The sequence below is a fragment of the Mesorhizobium quangtriensis genome (genome assembly GCF_040081925.1).
Lineage (GTDB): Bacteria > Pseudomonadota > Alphaproteobacteria > Rhizobiales > Rhizobiaceae > Mesorhizobium_K > Mesorhizobium_K quangtriensis.
The window spans coordinates 739,679-753,043 of sequence record NZ_JBEBMF010000001.1; the positions used below are offsets into that span (position 1 = coordinate 739,679).

Genomic DNA, 13,365 nt, shown 5'->3' on the forward strand with positions numbered 1-13,365 from the left:
CGCTTCCTAGCACATTGACACGCTTCGGCAACTACCATACGGTACCATTCTTACATACACTACCATACAACAGTGAACGAGCCAGCTTTCCATGACCATCGCCAACACATTCATCGTGCCGAAGCTTGACGACAGCCGTCTGCGCAGCGCGCGGTATAGCATGCTGATCGGCGGCAAATCGGTTAATGCCGCGAGTGGCAAGACGATTCTGCGCGAGAGCCCAGGACATCTGGGCAATGTTGTTGGCGAATGGCCGGATGCCTCCGCTGACGATGTGAAGAATGCCATCGCTGCGGCGCGTGAGGCCTTTGACAAGGGACCATGGCCGAGGATGTCGGGCGCGGAGCGCTCGCGGCTGCTCTACCGCGTATCGGAACTGATCCTCGCCAATCTCGACGAACTGGCGCTCGCCGAATGCCTCGAGGTCGGCAAGCCGATCGCCCAGGCGCGCGGTGAGATCGAATATTGCGCCGACCTCTGGGCCTATGCGGCCGGACAGGCGCGCGGGCAGGAGGGCGACAGCTTCAACAACATCGGCGACAACCGCCTCGGCCTCGTGCTGCGCGAGCCGGTCGGCGTGGTCGGCATCATCACGCCCTGGAACTTCCCTTTCATCATCGCATCGGAGCGCGTGCCGTGGGCGATAGGCGCCGGCTGCACAGTGGTGCTGAAGCCCTCCGAGTTCACCTCGGGCACCTCGGTGCGCATGGCCGAGTTGGCGCGCGAGGCGGGTATTCCGGACGGCGTCTTCAACGTCGTCACCGGCTACGGCAATCCTGCAGGGCAGGTTCTCGCCGAAGATCCGCGCGTCGACATGGTGGCCTTCACCGGCTCGGTGCGCGTCGGCACGCTTCTGGCCGAGATCGCCGCCAAGCAGGTCAAGCGCGTCGGGCTGGAGCTCGGCGGCAAGGGTCCGCAGATCGTCTTCGCCGACGCCGACCTCGACGCAGCGGCAGACGGCATCGCCTATGGCGTCTACCACAATGCCGGCCAGTGCTGCATTTCCGGCAGCCGGCTACTGGTGGAAGAAAGCATCCGCGACGAGATCATGGACCGGGTGCTGGCGATCTCCGCAAAAGTTCCCTACGGCGACCCGCTCAACGATCGCACCCGCATCGGCGCGATGATCTCGAAAGCGCATATCGAGAAGGTCGAGAACTATGTGCGCGCCGGCGAGGCGGCGGGTGCTGAGCTTCTCACCGGCGGTCATATGGCCGGCGAAGGCGCCGGGCTCTACTACCAGCCGACGGTCTTCCGCAACGTGCGTCCCGACATGTCGATCGCACGCGAGGAGATTTTTGGGCCGGTGCTCTCGACCATCGCTTTCCGCACAGCCGACGAGGCGGTGGCGCTGGCCAACGATTCCGAATTCGGCCTGTCGGCGACCGTGTGGTCGACCAACCTTGAAAGCGCGATGCAGACAATCCGCCGGGTGCGGGCCGGCCGCTGCTGGGTCAACAGCGTCATCGACGGCACGCCGGAGCTTCCGGTCGGCGGCTACAAGAAGAGCGGCCTTGGCCGCGAACTCGGCCGCTACGGCTTCGACGAATACAGCCAGGTCAAGGGCATCCACATCACCCTTGGGCAGCCAACCCGCTGGTTCAACGGCTAAGTGCCATTTTCACGAAATCCGCCCGGGAGGAGACCCGGCGGAACATCCATCAATGGGAGGAAAGTCTATGCGAAATAAAAGCTTCAAGAAGGTATTGGGCGCAGCACTCGGTGCGACGCTCCTGTCCACGGCGGCCTATGCAGCCGACGTCAAGGCGACGATGATCATCTATCTCGACCCGAGCGTGCAGTTCTTCAATCCGGTGGTGAAGGGCGCTCAGGACGCGGCAGCGCAGTTCGGTGTCGATCTCGACGTCCAGTACGCCAACAACGACCCGGTGCGTCAGAACGACCTGATCGAGGCGGCGGCCGCCGCCGGCGTCGATGGCATCGCCGTCGCCATCTCCAGTTCCGACGCCTTCGACAAGTCGATCTGCGACGCGACCAAGGCAGGCGTCGTCGTCATCGGCTTCAATAATGACGATCTCGAAGGCGCCAAGGGCAATTGCCGCCAAGCCTATGTCGGCATGAACGAGTTTGCGTCCGGATACGAACTCGGCCAGCGCATGATCGAGAAGTTCGGCCTCAAGGAAGGCGACGTCGTGTTCAACCCGCGCGAGATCCCCGAAGCAAGCTTCGCCGTTGCGCGTGGCGGTGGCATCGAGAAGGCGATGGGCGAAAAGGGCATCAAGGTCGAGACCGTCAAGACGGGCCTCGATCTGGCGGAAGCGCAGAACATCATGGCACAGTTCCTGATCGCCAACCCGAACACCAAGGCACTTTTTGGAACAGGATCGGTCACCTCGACGGTTGGTGCCGGCGCGATCAAGGACGCCGGAGTCGAAATTCCGTTCGGCGGGTTCGACCTGGCGGTGGAAATCGTCAACGCGGTCGAGTCGGGCGCGATGTTCGCAACGATGGACCAGCAGCCCTACCTGCAGGGCTTCTATCCGATCGCCCAGATCGCTCTGGCCAAGAAGTACGGCCTGACCCCCACCGACGTCGATACCGGTCAGGGCGCATTCCTCGACAAGGATCGCATCGGCGCCGTCAAGCCGATGATCGGCACCTATCGCTGATCGAAACCTTCATCGGACCTTCCGGCTTCGAGCCGGAAGGTCACATCTTCTTTCCGGCATGAGGGCTGCGGCCTTGACCATATCGTCTACCGACGGCGGCGCCGTCCCATCCCGCACGGCCAAGAGTTCGCTGGCCAGGCAATTGCTCGCCAAGCCCGCAGGCTCGATCTTCGTGGTGTTCGCGCTGATCCAGATCGCCTGTATCGTTGCCGGCCTGCTCTTTCCCGACGATTTTCGATACCTGTCGCCGCAGAACCTCACCATCCTCATGAAGGCGGTGCCGGTGCTCGGTTGCCTGGCACTCGGTGCGGGCATCCTGATGATTGCCGGTGAGTTCGACCTGTCGATCGGTTCCGTCTACACGCTGACTGCTATCGTTATGGCGGTGCAGGTCGGCGACGGGATGAGTGCGTTCCTCGCCGCTCCGCTCGCGATCCTGATCGGCGTGGCGATCGGCATGCTCAACGGCGTCATCACGCTGCGCTTCGGCCTGCCGTCCTTCATCGTGACGCTGGGCGGACTGCTGTTCTGGCGCGGCGCCGTGCTGCTCTACAACGGCGCGGTGCAGGTGCGCTTCGATCCGGGACCGGCCTTCTCCTCGCTCTTCTCGGGCACCTTCTTCGGGCTCAACGCGGCCTTCATCTGGATCATACTGCTGGTCGTTGTCTTCCACCTGCTGCTGCACAATCACTGGTTCGGCAACCACGTCTTCGCGACGGGCGGCAACCGCGCCGCAGCGACTGCGATCGGCATAAATGTGAAACGCATAAAGATAGCTGCGTTCGCCATAGCCGGCGGCATGGCGGCTTTCGCTGGCATCCTGGCGACGTCTCGTGTCGGCAGTGTTCAGCCGGGGCAAGGCACCGGACTTGAGCTTCAGGCGATTGCAGCCTGCGTCATCGGCGGGCTGTCTCTCAACGGTGGCCGTGGCTCGGTGATCGGCATCTTCCTCGGTGTGCTGCTGATCCACACCATCACCAATGTGCTGCTGCTGGTGCGCGCGCCGGGCTTCTACCTCGAGATGTTCATCGCGACGCTGATCGTCGGCGCCGCCATCCTCAACCAGCTCATCGAACGCAAGGGGTCCGCCTGATGTCTGCCGCTCCCCTTCTCGGACTTCACGACGTCAGCAAGCGCTTCGGCGCGCTGACGGCGCTGAAGAACCTATCCTTCCACGTCAATGAGGGCGAAGTGGTTGGCCTGCTCGGCGACAACGGCGCCGGAAAATCGACGACGGTGAACCTGATCTCCGGGATTCACCAGCCGACATCCGGCCACATCTCGGTCGATGGCAAGCAGACGCTGTTCACCTGCCGCACAGACTCGGCCGACGCCGGCATCGAGACGATCTACCAGAACACAGCACTGGTAGATTCGCTTTCCATCACGCGCAACATCTTCATGGGTCGCGAACGCATCAACGGCATGGGTTTCCTCAAACAGTCGGAGATGCGCGAGATCGCGATGGAGGTGCTGAAGTCGGCTGTCCACATCTCCGGCATCGACTCGCCTGACAAGCTCGTAGGCGAGCTTTCGGGCGGCCAGAAGCAGGCCGTAGCTATTGCGCGTGCCGTGTTCTTCAAGCGCCGCGTGCTGCTGCTCGACGAGCCGACCTCGGCGCTGTCGGTGCGCGAGACGGAAGCGCTGCTGAATCAGGTGCTGAAGCTGAAGGCCGAGAACGTATCGAGCGTACTCGTGACACATAACCTCTACCACGCCTACCAGGTGTGCGACCGCTTCGTGATCATGAGTCACGGTACGAAAGTGTTCGACGTGGCCAAGGCGGACACGACCATCGGCCAACTTACGGAATATGTGGTGCTGACATGACGAACCGAGACAACGCTGCCCTAACCGAGGTGGACATCCGCCACGCCATAGATCCGCTGACCGCCGCGTCGATGGGGACCGACGAATTGCGCGCGAACTTTTTGATGCCCGACCTGTTCCAGCCCGGGAAAGTAGCCCTGACCTATACGCATTACGACCGCATGGTAATCGGCGGTGCGGTTCCGCTGGCGCAGGCATTGCCCCTCGAAGCGATCAAGCAGACAGGGACAAAGAATTTCCTCGACCGCCGCGAGCTGATCGTCATCAATATCGGCGGCGCGGGTACGGTAACAGCAGGCGGCGAGGTTTTGGCGACCAGTGCGCGCGATATGGTCTATGTCGGAAGGGGTACGGTCAGCGTCTCGTTCGCTTCCGACGATGCCGAAACTCCGGCGAAGTTCTACCTTCTGTCGGCGCCTGCGCACGCAAGCCATCCGACGAAGCTGATCCGAATCGGTGACGCCAAGCGCGTCGATCTCGGCAGCCAGCAGACGTCCAACGAGCGGTCAATCTTCCAGTTCATCCACCCGGACGGCGCGAAGACCTGCCAGCTTGTCGTCGGTATGACGCAGCTCGCACCGGGTTCCGTGTGGAACACCATGCCCTGCCACATCCACGACCGGCGCATGGAGGCCTACCTCTATTTCGACCTCGCCGAAAACGCTCGTGTCTTCCACCTGATGGGCGAGCCGGACGAGACCCGTCACATCGTCATGAAGAACGAGGAGGCGGTGGTGTCGCCGTGCTGGTCGATCCATTCCGGCGCAGGCACTTCCAGCTATGCCTTCATCTGGGCTATGGCTGGCGACAATGTCGACTACACCGACGTCGACCCCGTGCCGCTGGAAACTTTGCGATGACTGACTTTTCCGCCTTCAGCCTTGCCGGCAAGCGCGTCGTCGTGACTGGCGCCAACACCGGGATCGGCCAAGGCATTTGCGTTGCCGTCGCCAAGGCGGGCGGAGCAGTCATCGGCGTCGGCCGCTCGGCGATGGATGAGACGGAGGTAATGGTCCGGGCTGCAGGCGCAACATTCGCGCCGATCACCTGCGACCTCGGTGATCATATCGCCGCAAGTACGATGCTCGACGGCGCATGGGATTCCATCGGCCCAATCGACGGGGTGGTCAACAATGCCGGCATCATACGCCGCGCCGACGCAGTCGATTTTTCCGAGGCCGACTGGGATGACGTTATCGACGTCAACCTCAAGTCGCTGTTCTTCCTCAGCCAGGCATTCGCGCGTAAGGTGCTGGCGGCCAGCCGTGAAGGGCGCATCGTTAACGTCGCCTCCGTGCTCTCCTTCCAGGGTGGCATCCGTGTTCCCTCCTACACCGCCTCAAAACATGGCGTTCTTGGCGTGACGCGGGCGCTTGCATGCGAGTGGGCAGCGAAGGGCATCAACGTCAACGCCATCGCGCCTGGCTATGTGGTCAGCAATAACACCGAAGCGTTGCGCAATGACGCGGATCGCAGCGCGGCCATCCTCGGTCGGATTCCCGCGGCGCGCTGGGGCAAGCCGGAGGATATTGGCGGCGCGGCAGTCTTTCTACTGGCGCCGGCATCGGCCTACATGCATGGCGCTGTGGTGCCCGTGGATGGTGGTTGGCTGGCGCGATAAGAGTGCAAATCATGACAAACGAGCAGCTTTTCTCGCGACCCGACTCGAAGCCTTGGACTCAGACCCCTGACGGCAATCAGCGGCGGGTGATCCTGCATACCGAAGAACTCATGATGGTGGAGTTCCGTTTCGAAAAGGGTGGCGTGGGCGCGCTGCATTCCCATCCGCACGTTCAGTCGAGCTATGTCACGGAGGGTCGCTTCGAGGTGACCATCGACGGCAAGAGCGAGATCGTCGAAAAGGGCGGCGCGTTCATCGTACCATCGGGTCTGGTGCATGGCGTCCAGGCGCTGGAGGCAGGGCGGCTGGTCGATACCTTCACGCCGCATCGCGCCGACTTTCTGTGAAGCCAAGGCCGCTGATCACGAATGTCGCGATCGGAATCACGGCCGCTTTCGGGTCGGCGATGGCAAGGCCATTAGCGTGGCGCCTACGGCGCCGAATTCGCGACAGAGGGAAAACACGCCTTCACAGGTAGTGGTGATCTGACGATCAAGCGTTGGGATGTAGACACCGGCAAGGAGATTCTCAGCGCGTCGCTTAATGGTACGGGGCGGCTATGGCGCATCGAAAGTGGTGACCAACTAGCGATTTTGATCCGGGCACGGGGTCAATCCATTCAATTGCGTTCGCTGGCAACTCTCAGATTCCAGGAGCGCGCCACATCGATGTGGTGACGCCCTCGTCGACGAGCAGTCTCTGCATCGCGTAAGCTCTTTCCCAGCGGTCGCGCGTATCGTCATACACCGACCTGTTCGCGAGATTGGGATCGACCGTTCGGTCCCAGCGCACGAAGGCGCTTCCGGCTTCACGCAACGAACCAAACTGGCCGATGCCGACCGATGCTGCGGCCGCTCCGCCGAGCGCGGTTGCCTCGCGTACCTTCGGGATACGCAGCTGCCGTCCGGTGACGTCTGCGACGATCTGCGGCCAGAGCCTGCCTTTCGATGCGCCGCCCGCGAGCGTGAGCGGGGCCGTCGAGGCGACTTGGGCAAATTCCTCAACGCGGGCAAGATTGACCGCCGAGACGATCGCTGCGTTCTCCTGGATGGCGCGGAACATCGATCCTTTGTTGGCGATTGCGGGATCGATGGAGAGGTTCAGGAACGACGGAGCTGCATGATACCAGTTGCCGAAATTCATCGCGTCCGAGAATATCGGGATAATCCCGTTGGAGCCCGCCGGGGCCTTCATGGCAAGGTCTTCGATCAGGTCGTAGGCATCCAGTCCGCTTTCGGCAGCAGCGCGGATCTCCTCGCCGCAGAACACATCGCGAAACCAGCGTGCGCTCAGTCCAACGAAGAAGGAGATTGCCTCGGCCTGGTTTGTGCCACTGGTCGCCGCGCTGTTGACGCGGACGCGCATTGTGCGGTCGACGGAACCCTGCGGGATATTGACGACCTGCTGCCAGAACGTGCCGCCAAGCACGGCGGCATCACCAAGTTCGACAACGCCAAGACCAATCGATCCCATCTGCACGTCGCCGCCGCCGGCGACGAACGGGGTGCCAGCGGCAAGGCCTGTTTCGCAGGCCGCGGACGCGGTGACACGGCCGACGACGGTGCCGGGTTCGACAACCCTCGGAAACAGGGAGCGGTCCAGGCCAGCGCGGGCGATAAGCTCGTCGGACCAATCCCGCGTCGTCAGGTCCAGGAGACCGTTGGTGGAGCCGTTGGTTGGCTCGACGGCGATCTCGCCGGTCAGTCTTGCGCCGATCCAGTCGTTGATCATGGAGATTGCGCGCGCCTTCGCAAAGGTTTCCGGACGGTGTTTGCGCAGCCAGTTGAGGCGGGGCAGGGCGCCGAGCGCGAAGGTCTCGCCGGAAATTTCGTAGAACTCGCGCTCGAAATCGGCGGATCGAGCCTTCAGCTCCGCGACTTCCTCGCTCGCCCTGCTATCGACGTTGGCGACGGCCCAGACTTCCTTGCCCGAACCGTCATAAAGAACGATGGCTTCACGCATGCTGGTGGCGCTGATCGCGGCAATGTCTTTGCCGTCAAGGCCGCAGTTCGAGAGCGCCTTGGCGATGCAGCGGCGCAGCAGCGCCCAGCCCCCCTCTACGTCGAAGGACATCGAGCCGGGGACGCTGTCTTCGGGCAGATGCCGCCATTCCTCCTGCGCGAAACCAATCTGGTTGCCGGCGCGGTCGAAAATCACGGCCCGGCCGCTGCCGGTGCCGGCGTCGATGACAAGCAGATGGGTCTTCAATTTCCCCTCCTCAACAGTTCTTCCGCCGTGGTCTGATCGGTGATCAGGATGTTGGCGAGTCGGCCGCGAAGCAGCCCGAGTATGGCGTCGACCTTCTGCAGGCCGGCGGCAGCCGCCGCGCGATTGGGAATACGGCGCAGATCCCCGACCCCGATCGCGACGACATGGCGATGGATATCAAGGTCGATGATCTCACCCTGCGCATCGTAGAAGTAGCCGAGGATGTCGCCCACCGCGCCACGCCGCGCGAAAACCTCGAGCTCGGTACTGGTGCAATAACCGTAGCGTACCAGTGTCGCCGCGTTCGAAACCACGCCGACGCCGACGAGCGCCATGCGCGCGGTTGCTGCCATGTCGAGCACGTAGCGCACATAGGGCTCGACCCGCAGCATCTGCGCTAGCTCCTGGGAGGATACGCGCAGCGGAGTAGGGATCAGATGGGCGTTACTCTGCGGACCGTGGAGGCCGGTCGTGCCTACATAGGCCGAGACACCGCCCGTCAGGCTCACCAGCGATATGTTGTTTTGCGGAAACACGGGAGCGGCATAGCGAAGCGCCGTGGCAACAGTCTCGCCCCAACCGATTGCCAGAAGGTCGTTCGGCTCCAGCTTCTGCATTAGGAAACTCGCCGCCGCCCGCCCAATCCGCGGCACGACCGGCAAATCATTGGCGGAAGGAACGACGCGCGCATCTACAAGACCGAATGCCGTGATCAACTGCTTCTGCAGTGTGAGGCAGCCCGCGTGCGGGGCATTTATCCTGAGTTCGATCAACCCGGTCTGTCGCCCCTTTTCAAGAAGGCGCGATATCTTGATGCGCGAGACCCCGAGTACATCGGCGACTTCGTTCTGGGTCAGTCCGTCATTGTAATAGTGCCATGCGGCCCGCGTGATCTGCTCGACCTCGTCTGGGTCGAATGACGCCGCCGTCTCCGCATCATGGAGCGCCTGTGCCATCTCAAAAATCCTCCCGCATTCTGATCAAATGATCAACAGACGATCATGATGTCAACGTAAAATCGCGTTGTGCGTTGCAATAAGTCGTAAAATCTATTGACAGAAATGCACATACTAACATTCATACATCATATGATCACGATGCCTGGGGAGGAGCGCCAAGTGTCGGCCGGATCATCGACCTCAGATATTTCAGACAGGATCGATCCATGTTCGTTCAGCTTGTGCACATCCGCCTCAAACCGGGCTGCGTGGAGCAATTCCTCGAGGTGTTTCGTGTGAACTATGAAGGCACCCGCGCGGAGCCTGGCAACTACCGATTCGATGTGCTGCAGGATCCCGAGGACGAAAATCATTTCGTCATCTACGAAGTGTTCGAGAACGCGGCCGCCGTCGATGCACATCGGCAGACCGAGCACTACCGCCGGACAACCGAAGGGTTGAAGGCGTTGATGTCGACCGGCGAGCGACAGAAGCAGTTCTTCAATCTCGTGATGCCCGATCACGCGGCGGCTCTGGCGGGAGAGTGATGACCGCGACAGCCAATCCCGTGCCGCTCGTCGCGTTGCGCGACGTCTGGAAGGTGTTCGAGAGCGTCACCGTGCTGCGCGGCGTCGATATCGACATCCGCCCCGGACGGGTTCTGGCGTTGCTTGGTGGTAACGGCTCCGGCAAGTCCACGATCGTCAAGATCATCTCGGGCGCCTATCAGCCGACAGCAGGGACGATCGAGGTCCAGGGGACTCCGGCCGTCCTTGCCCACCCGTCGGACGCACACGCCAAGGGCATCTACATGGTGCCGCAGGAGCCGCATATCTTCCCGAACCTGTCGGTCATGGAAAATCTCACAGCGGGATTAAAGGGCGATACGGCAGCCAACCGCGCGAGGGCTAAGGCCGCGGCGCACGAAATCGGCCTCGACGTCGATTTCGACTCTCCCGGCGGCGAGTTGTCGATCGCCAGCCAGCAGCTTGTCGAGATCGTCCGGGGCCTGCTGCGCAACGCCCGCGTCCTCATTCTGGATGAGCCGACCTCGTCGCTGACCCGCCGCGAAGTGGCGAACCTCGCCCGGCAGATGGAACAGTTGAAGGCCCGTGGCATCGGGCTGCTGTTCATATCGCACCGACTGAACGAAGTGCTCGAACTCACCGACGACACGCAGGTGCTGCGCGACGGAAGGATCGTGTTGAACGCGCCGTCGTCCGAACTCACGACCGATATGCTGGTCGAAGCCATGCTGCCGGCGGACTTCTCAGCTCCCGCCGAAGAGGTGTCACTTCGCGAGCGCCGGACGCACGACCATTCGGTTCTTTCGGTGCGCAATCTGTCCAGCCGTCTTTTCCGGGATGTCAGCTTCGAGGTCTATCCCGGCGAAGTCTTGGGCATCTCGGGTGTCGTTGGCTCTGGCCGGACCGAACTGGCCGAAGCCATCTACGGCATTGATCCTTTCGTCAGCGGCGAGGTGCATATTGCCGGAAAGGCCGCTCCTCGCAGGTCGCCACAGATTTCGCAGGCGATGGGTCTTTCCTACGTGCCGGAAGACCGACACGCGCATGGCATCTTCCTCGCGCTGCCGAGTTCGCAAACCGTGACTGCCGGTCTCCTGTCACTCGGCAGGTCACGTTTCACGCAACGCGATCATGAGAAGTTGCTCACTCAGGACTTCATTCAGCGCCTGCGCATCAAGCTGTCGTCGCCGTTCCAGGTTGCACGCACATTGAGCGGCGGCAACCAGCAGAAGGTCGTGCTCGCCAAGACGCTCGCGCCGGGTCCGCGCGTGATCATCCTCGATGAACCGACGCGCGGTATCGACGCCCGTGCCCGGCAGGACGTGTACCGGACCATTCGCGAACTGACAGCCGAAGGGGTGGGCGTTGTCGTCATTTCCTCCGAGGTTGGCGAGATCGCGGAGGTGGCCGACCGCGTCATGGTAATGCGGCGGGGCCGACTGGTGGCACTTCCAGGCGGACCCAAAACCGTCGAGCAGATTTCAGCGGCGACCTTTGCCGCCAACGGCGCTGCAGCGGCATGAAGAAGATTCTGAAAAGCCGCGAGTTCCTTGTGCTGGCGCTGCTGGTCGTGATGATTCTTGCTGTTTCGACCGTCAACGCGGCTGTGCTGCGGCCGCTTACGCTGATCAACATAGTCAACTCTTCGCTCTTCCTGATTCTGATTGCCATCGGCCAGATGTTCGTCGTCATGACCCGTGGCATCGACGTATCTGTAGGCGCAATCGCCGGGCTGTCGGCGGTGATCTTCGGCATGGCGCTCAACGCCGGAATACCGCTGCCGCTCGCCATGGTCTGCGCGCTGCTCACCGGCTTGGTATGCGGTTGCGTCAATGCGGCTGGTATCGTCTTCGTCGGTATTCCACCGATCATCATGACACTCGGCACGCTCGGCGCCTATCGTGGCCTGATGCGTGTGCTGACCGGCGGAAGCTGGATCGAATCCATCCCGCAATCGATCAAGACACTTGCCGTAACGCGCTACATGAGCGTACCGCTGATGGTCTGGGCCGTGGCGGCGCTCATCATCGTGCTGGCGATCCTGCTGTCCCGCATCAAGGCGGTGCGCAACTTCTATGCGGTTGGTGACAATCGCGAGGGAGCATACCTGCTCGGCATCAACGTCCGGGCAACGGAATTCACCGCCTATGCGCTGGCTGGACTGTTCTCCGGCGCTGCGGCGATCGTCTTTACAGGTCAGATTGGCTTCGTGCCGATGCAGACCGGTTCCGGCCAGGAACTGAAGGCGATCGCGGCCGTGGTGCTTGGCGGCGTCAGCCTGATGGGTGGCACCGGCACGATCTGGTCCGCCGTCATCGGCGCGCTGTTCCTGACGACGGTCGACTCGATGATGATCTTCCTGAAGGTGCCGGGTTCCTGGAACAACGCCGTGGCTGGTGCCGTGCTGCTTGCCATTGTCGTGTTCGACTATTTGATCCGCCGCGCAGTGCGCAATCGACAACTCGCGATGCGCGCGGCGGAAATGCATCACGCCGAACAGGATCACGACACGGGATTCCAGCCGAGGGAGGCCGTGCGATGAAAGCCGCTACTGTCTTCAAGAGCTGGGAGTTCATGCTGGCCGTCGTGCTGGTGCTGGAACTGCTGGTGCTCGGCATGATCAATCCAGCCTTCCTCAACATCGAGAACTTGTTGTTCTCGACCAGCGACTTTGCGCATGTGATCATCGCGGCGATCGGCTTGACCCTGATCATCATGACCGGCGGCATCGACATATCCGGCGTGTCGATCATGGGCCTTGCGTCGATCGTGCTTGGCCTTGCCTTCATAGCTGGCGTTCCTATCGGATTCGCGGTGATTATCGCGCTTGGCGTCGGGATCGCTGCCGGCGCGTTCAACGGAGCCGTGGTCGCCAACACGGACGTCAATCCGCTCATCGTCACGCTGGCGACACTGTTCCTTTATGCCGGCATCGCGACCGGACTTCCGACGCTGCTCGACATGCTGGGCTTCCAGGCCTACGGGGCGGGAGGTTTCGAAGCCTATCAGTACGAAGGCATCACCGGCCTGCCGAAGGAATTCACCTGGATCGGTTCCGGCCGAATCGGCTGGGTGCCGATGCCGCTGGTCGTGGCGCTTCTGCTCGCAGCCGTCGCCACCTGGGTGATGCTGTTCACACGCTTCGGCCGCTATCTCAAGCTGATCGGCGTTTCGCCGGCCGTCGCCCATTTCACAGGCGTTCCCATCAAGCGCACGCTCGTCACCGTCTACGCGATGAACGGTTTCGCCGTCGCCGTCGCCGGCCTGGTTCTGACAGCCTATCTCGGCTCGGCGCGTTCCGACCTTGGCAGCGAGGCGCTTCTCAGCATCATCACCGCCGTCGTACTCGGCGGATCGTCGATCTACGGCGGACAGGGCTCGGTGATAGGGACGCTTCTCGCGGGCTTCGTCCTCGGTTTCATGCGGCAGGGGCTGCTTGCGCTGGGCATCAGCAGCGACGTCGTGCCGGTCATCATAGGTTTGCTGCTCGTCGGCTCGGTCGCATTGAGGATCGGCCTGGCCAAACTGAGCACAGCGCGCGCCAATCGGGCGGCCTTCGCGGCCGAGCGACTGGCCGTGGAAGGGAACGGCGGAAGATCCTGACGGGTACC

The 13,365-nt window shown here is 62.2% G+C and carries 13 protein-coding genes; 11 read left to right on the plus strand and 2 right to left on the minus strand.

Going from position 1 to position 13,365, the window contains the following annotated elements; translation table 11 throughout:
- Window positions 1-91: 91 nt before the first annotated feature.
- The 7 genes from ABMA32_RS03785 (at window position 92) to ABMA32_RS03815 (ending at window position 6,428) form a co-directional block, all read left to right on the plus strand.
- On the plus strand, window positions 92-1,612 hold the full coding sequence (locus tag ABMA32_RS03785; protein ID WP_425475464.1) for an aldehyde dehydrogenase family protein: 1,521 nt from the start codon (window positions 92-94) through the stop codon (window positions 1,610-1,612).
- A gap of 67 nt (window positions 1,613-1,679) precedes the next feature.
- Window positions 1,680-2,630: a sugar ABC transporter substrate-binding protein gene (locus ABMA32_RS03790; protein WP_349012385.1), complete on the plus strand. Its 951-nt coding sequence runs from the start codon at window positions 1,680-1,682 to the stop codon at window positions 2,628-2,630.
- Between the two features lie 73 nt (window positions 2,631-2,703).
- Window positions 2,704-3,723, plus strand: a complete 1,020-nt coding sequence (locus ABMA32_RS03795) for an ABC transporter permease (RefSeq protein WP_349012386.1) — start codon at window positions 2,704-2,706, stop codon at window positions 3,721-3,723.
- Window positions 3,723-4,460 carry an ATP-binding cassette domain-containing protein gene (locus tag ABMA32_RS03800; RefSeq protein WP_349012387.1) on the plus strand — a complete coding sequence of 246 codons (738 nt, stop codon included), beginning with the start codon at window positions 3,723-3,725 and terminating at the stop codon, window positions 4,458-4,460. The genes ABMA32_RS03795 and ABMA32_RS03800 overlap by 1 nt, the downstream gene beginning before the upstream one ends.
- Entirely contained in the window at window positions 4,457-5,320 is an 864-nt protein-coding gene (gene kduI, locus ABMA32_RS03805) for a 5-dehydro-4-deoxy-D-glucuronate isomerase (protein ID WP_349012388.1), read from the plus strand. The genes ABMA32_RS03800 and kduI overlap by 4 nt, the downstream gene beginning before the upstream one ends.
- Window positions 5,317-6,081: a 2-dehydro-3-deoxy-D-gluconate 5-dehydrogenase KduD gene (gene kduD, locus ABMA32_RS03810; RefSeq protein WP_349012389.1), complete on the plus strand. Its 765-nt coding sequence runs from the start codon at window positions 5,317-5,319 to the stop codon at window positions 6,079-6,081. Before kduI ends, kduD begins: the two co-directional genes overlap by 4 nt.
- 11 nt (window positions 6,082-6,092) lie before the next feature.
- On the plus strand, window positions 6,093-6,428 hold the full coding sequence (locus ABMA32_RS03815; protein WP_349012390.1) for a cupin domain-containing protein: 336 nt from the start codon (window positions 6,093-6,095) through the stop codon (window positions 6,426-6,428).
- A gap of 295 nt (window positions 6,429-6,723) precedes the next feature.
- Here the strand turns inward: ABMA32_RS03815 and lsrK are convergent, their stop codons facing one another.
- Together lsrK and ABMA32_RS03825 are read right to left on the minus strand one after the other, a co-directional pair.
- Complete coding sequence (lsrK, locus tag ABMA32_RS03820; RefSeq protein ID WP_349012391.1) at window positions 6,724-8,289, minus strand: autoinducer-2 kinase; 1,566 nt, start codon at window positions 8,287-8,289, stop codon at window positions 6,724-6,726.
- The gene (locus ABMA32_RS03825) at window positions 8,286-9,245 is read right to left on the minus strand and encodes a sugar-binding transcriptional regulator (RefSeq protein ID WP_349012392.1); all 960 of its coding nucleotides are present in this window, start codon (window positions 9,243-9,245) and stop codon (window positions 8,286-8,288) included. Before ABMA32_RS03825 ends, lsrK begins: the two co-directional genes overlap by 4 nt.
- A gap of 209 nt (window positions 9,246-9,454) precedes the next feature.
- Between ABMA32_RS03825 and ABMA32_RS03830 the strand changes: the two genes are divergently transcribed.
- The 4 genes from ABMA32_RS03830 to ABMA32_RS03845 are packed head-to-tail and all read left to right on the plus strand — an operon-like array spanning window position 9,455 to window position 13,357.
- Window positions 9,455-9,775: an antibiotic biosynthesis monooxygenase gene (locus ABMA32_RS03830; RefSeq protein ID WP_349012393.1), complete on the plus strand. Its 321-nt coding sequence runs from the start codon at window positions 9,455-9,457 to the stop codon at window positions 9,773-9,775.
- On the plus strand, window positions 9,775-11,277 hold the full coding sequence (locus tag ABMA32_RS03835; RefSeq protein WP_349012394.1) for a sugar ABC transporter ATP-binding protein: 1,503 nt from the start codon (window positions 9,775-9,777) through the stop codon (window positions 11,275-11,277). The genes ABMA32_RS03830 and ABMA32_RS03835 overlap by 1 nt, the downstream gene beginning before the upstream one ends.
- The gene (locus ABMA32_RS03840) at window positions 11,274-12,296 is read left to right on the plus strand and encodes an ABC transporter permease subunit (RefSeq protein WP_349012395.1); all 1,023 of its coding nucleotides are present in this window, start codon (window positions 11,274-11,276) and stop codon (window positions 12,294-12,296) included. The genes ABMA32_RS03835 and ABMA32_RS03840 overlap by 4 nt, the downstream gene beginning before the upstream one ends.
- Complete coding sequence (locus ABMA32_RS03845) at window positions 12,293-13,357, plus strand: ABC transporter permease (RefSeq protein WP_349012396.1); 1,065 nt, start codon at window positions 12,293-12,295, stop codon at window positions 13,355-13,357. The genes ABMA32_RS03840 and ABMA32_RS03845 overlap by 4 nt, the downstream gene beginning before the upstream one ends.
- The last annotated feature ends 8 nt before the right edge of the window (window positions 13,358-13,365 follow it).